The following is a 3,127-nucleotide window of genomic DNA, read 5'->3' on the forward strand; positions in this document are numbered from 1 at the left end:
GATCGCCCGCACTAATGGCGATGAAGGTGCAGTCGGCCTCGCTTTCGTTCACGAGGTGGTGCCCGTCGCGCACGCCTTTCGCCCAGGCGCAGACGTCGCCCGCGCGCAGCAGCGTGCGCCCGCCGTCTTCCACCAAGACCGCCTCGCCCGAGAGCATGACCAGCAGTTCGTCCTCGTCGTCGTGCCAGTGACGCTGGCTGGACCAGGCGCCCGGCTTCAGCACCACATGGCTCGCGCCCATCTGCGTCAGTCCGCCGGCAGGAGCCAGGCGCCGCCACCAGCGGCCCTCCACCGCCGCGTCGAAAGGCGCCGGATAGCCGGTGCGGTTGGCCTGCGGAATGGCCTCGATGTCGAGCCGGGGCATGGACGGTCTCCTATGGTCATGGTGCGCCTATTATGCGATGGCGCTGCCCCTATGTCCCAGACCGCTCCTCTCGCCGCAACCGTCGCCGATCTCGCCGAGGCGCTGATCGCCTGCCCCAGCGTCACCCCCGCCACCGGCATGGTGTTCGACTGCCTGGAGAACCAGCTGGCACCGCTCGGCTTCGAGGTGACCCGCTTCATCGCGGGAGAAGCGCCGGACGGCCCGGTCGAGAACCTCTTCGCGATTCGCCGCGGCCCCGAGGGTTCGCGCCATTTCGCCTTCGCCGGCCACCTCGACGTGGTGCCGCCGGGCGAAGGCTGGACCAGCGCGCCGTTCCTGCCCGAGAGGCGCGGTCCCGAAGGACAGGAACTGCTTTACGGGCGCGGCGCCGTGGACATGAAGGGCTCGATCGCGGCCATGGTCGCAGCCGTCACGCATATCCCGCCTGAAACCGGCACTGTCAGCTTCATCATCACCGGCGACGAGGAAGGCCCGGCGCGCTTCGGCACCCTCGCCCTCATCGATCTGATGCGCGAAAAGGGCGAGATTCCCGACCTTTGCCTCGTCGGAGAGCCGACCTCGGTGAACCGCCTCGGCGACATGATGAAGGTCGGCCGTCGCGGTTCCGTCAACATCTGGCTGGAAGTCGAGGGCGTGCAGGGCCACGTCGCCTACCCGCACCTCGCCGACAATCCGATCACGAAGCTGGTGGCGATGCTGGCCGAACTGGACGCCATCGTGCTCGACGAGGGCACCGACTGGTTCCAGGCGAGCAACCTCGAAGTCACCGACGTGGCTTGCGGCAACCCGGCCACCAACGTGATCCCGGCGAAGGCTTCGGCGCGCATCTCGATCCGTTTCAACGACCTGCACACCGGCGAGGGCCTTGCCGCGCGCGTCGCCGAGATCGCGCAGCGGCACGGCGGCACCGCCCGCCCCGTGATCTCGGGCGAGGCATTCCTGACGCAGCCCGGCGCGTTCTCCGCCATGCTGGCCGAAGCGATCCGCGCCGAGACCGGGGTGGAGCCCGAACTCTCGACCAGCGGCGGCACTTCGGACGCGCGGTTCCTCAAGGATCTCTCGCCGGTGATCGAGTTCGGCCTGTGCAACGCAACCATGCACAAGCGCGACGAAGCCGTGGCCGTGGCGGACCTCGACGCTCTCGCCCGCATCTACGAGCGGGTGACGCTGGCGGCGCTGGCGGGCTGACGGGGGATTTGTTTCGGAGGCGAGCGGGCCGAAACGCAAGGTCCTGCGTCTTGCAACCGGGTGAAACCTCGCCCCCGTCATTGACCGCACCGGCCACACTGATAGGCTCCGGCGCTTTCACGACGCCACCATTAACAAGGGGTTCGCAATGGGCAGGCGCCTGACGCTCTACATTCTCATCGGCATGGTCCTCGGCATTGCCGCAGGCTACATGCTCCACGCGAGCCTTCCGGCGGACGATCCGCACCTCAAGCAGTGGGCGGACTATTTCCGGCTGCTGCCCGACGTGTTCCTCAAGCTGATCAAAATGATCCTCGCGCCGCTGGTCTTCGCGACGATCGTGACCGGCATTGCGGGCATGGGCGACAGCGCCGCGCTCGGCCGCATCGGCGGCAAGGCGCTGGGCTGGTTCATCACCGCCAGCCTCGTCTCGCTGAGCCTCGGCCTGATCCTCGTCAACCTGTTCCAGCCCGGCGTCGGCGTCGGCCTCGAAAGCAGCGCCGACGTGGGCGACCTCGAGATGGGCGAGCTGACGCTGCGCCACTTCATCCTCGAGATCTTCCCGGCCAGCCCATTGGCGGCGATGGCCGAGAACAACATCCTGCAGATCCTCGTGTTCTCGGTGTTCGTGGGCGTCGGCCTCACCGCCATCGGCGAGCGCGGCGCGCCGATCGTGCGCGCCACCGAAGCGCTGTCCGAACTGATGCTGCAAATCACCGGCTACGTCATGCGCTTCGCCCCCTTCGCGGTGTTCGGCGCGATCGCCGCCGTAATCGGCACGCAGGGCCTCGGCATCATCGTGACCTACGGTGTGCTCGTCAGCGAGTTCTACCTTGCGATGGCTCTCCTGTGGGTGCTGCTGTTCTGCGCGGGCGGCCTGTTCCTGGGCAAGCGCGTGGTCACGCTGTTCCGCTACATCCGCGAGCCGCTGCTGCTCTCGTTCTCGACCGCCTCGTCGGAAGCCAGCCTGCCCAAGCTGTTCGAGCAGCTCGACCGCTTCGGCGTGCCGCGCCGCATCTCGGGCTTCATCCTGCCGCTGGGCTACAGCTTCAACCTCGACGGCTCGATGATCTACATGACCTTCGCGTCGATGTTCATCGCCCAGGCTTACGGCATCCATGTGCCGATCATGACGCAGATCCTGATGCTGCTGACGCTGATGGTAAGTTCCAAGGGCATCGCCGGGGTGCCGCGCGCCAGCCTCGTGGTGATCGCCGCGACGCTGACGCAGTTCGGCCTGCCGGTCGAAGGCATCGCGCTGCTGCTGGGCGTGGACACTTTCCTCGACATGGGCCGCTCGGCCACCAACGTGGTGGGCAACGCAGTGGCGACGGCGGTGATCACCCGCTCGGAAGGCATGCTGCAGCCGCTGATGGACCCCGATGCGGAAGTGCTGCACTCACCCTCGCACACCGTCGCCGACGGGCGGCGCGGGCTCAACATCGATCCCGAGCAGTACGAGGGGTAAGGATAGGCCGAGGGGGCTTCGACAGGCTCAGCCTGAGCGGTTTTGAGAGCAGGTCTTTAAATCCCGCTCAGGCTGAGCTTGTCGAA

Annotated in this window: 3 protein-coding genes; 2 read left to right on the forward strand and 1 reads right to left on the reverse strand. The window is 67.3% G+C overall.

All coding sequences use genetic code 11. The annotated features are described in order from the left end of the window. The coding region (locus tag ACYPYD_RS23725; protein WP_459665898.1) for a cupin domain-containing protein at positions 1-364 on the reverse strand (364 nt) is incomplete at its 3' end. A gap of 51 nt (positions 365-415) precedes the next feature. On the opposite strand from ACYPYD_RS23725, the gene dapE reads away from it, so the two are divergent. Beyond that, a complete protein-coding gene (gene dapE, locus ACYPYD_RS23730; RefSeq protein ID WP_459665900.1) occupies positions 416-1,573 on the forward strand; it encodes a succinyl-diaminopimelate desuccinylase in 1,158 nt (385 codons plus the stop codon). 148 nt (positions 1,574-1,721) lie between these two features. Continuing rightward, positions 1,722-3,041 carry a dicarboxylate/amino acid:cation symporter gene (locus tag ACYPYD_RS23735; protein WP_008829132.1) on the forward strand — a complete coding sequence of 440 codons (1,320 nt, stop codon included), beginning with the start codon at positions 1,722-1,724 and terminating at the stop codon, positions 3,039-3,041. Positions 3,042-3,127: the final 86 nt, after the last annotated feature.

It is taken from the genome of Novosphingobium sp. 11B (assembly GCF_054589055.1).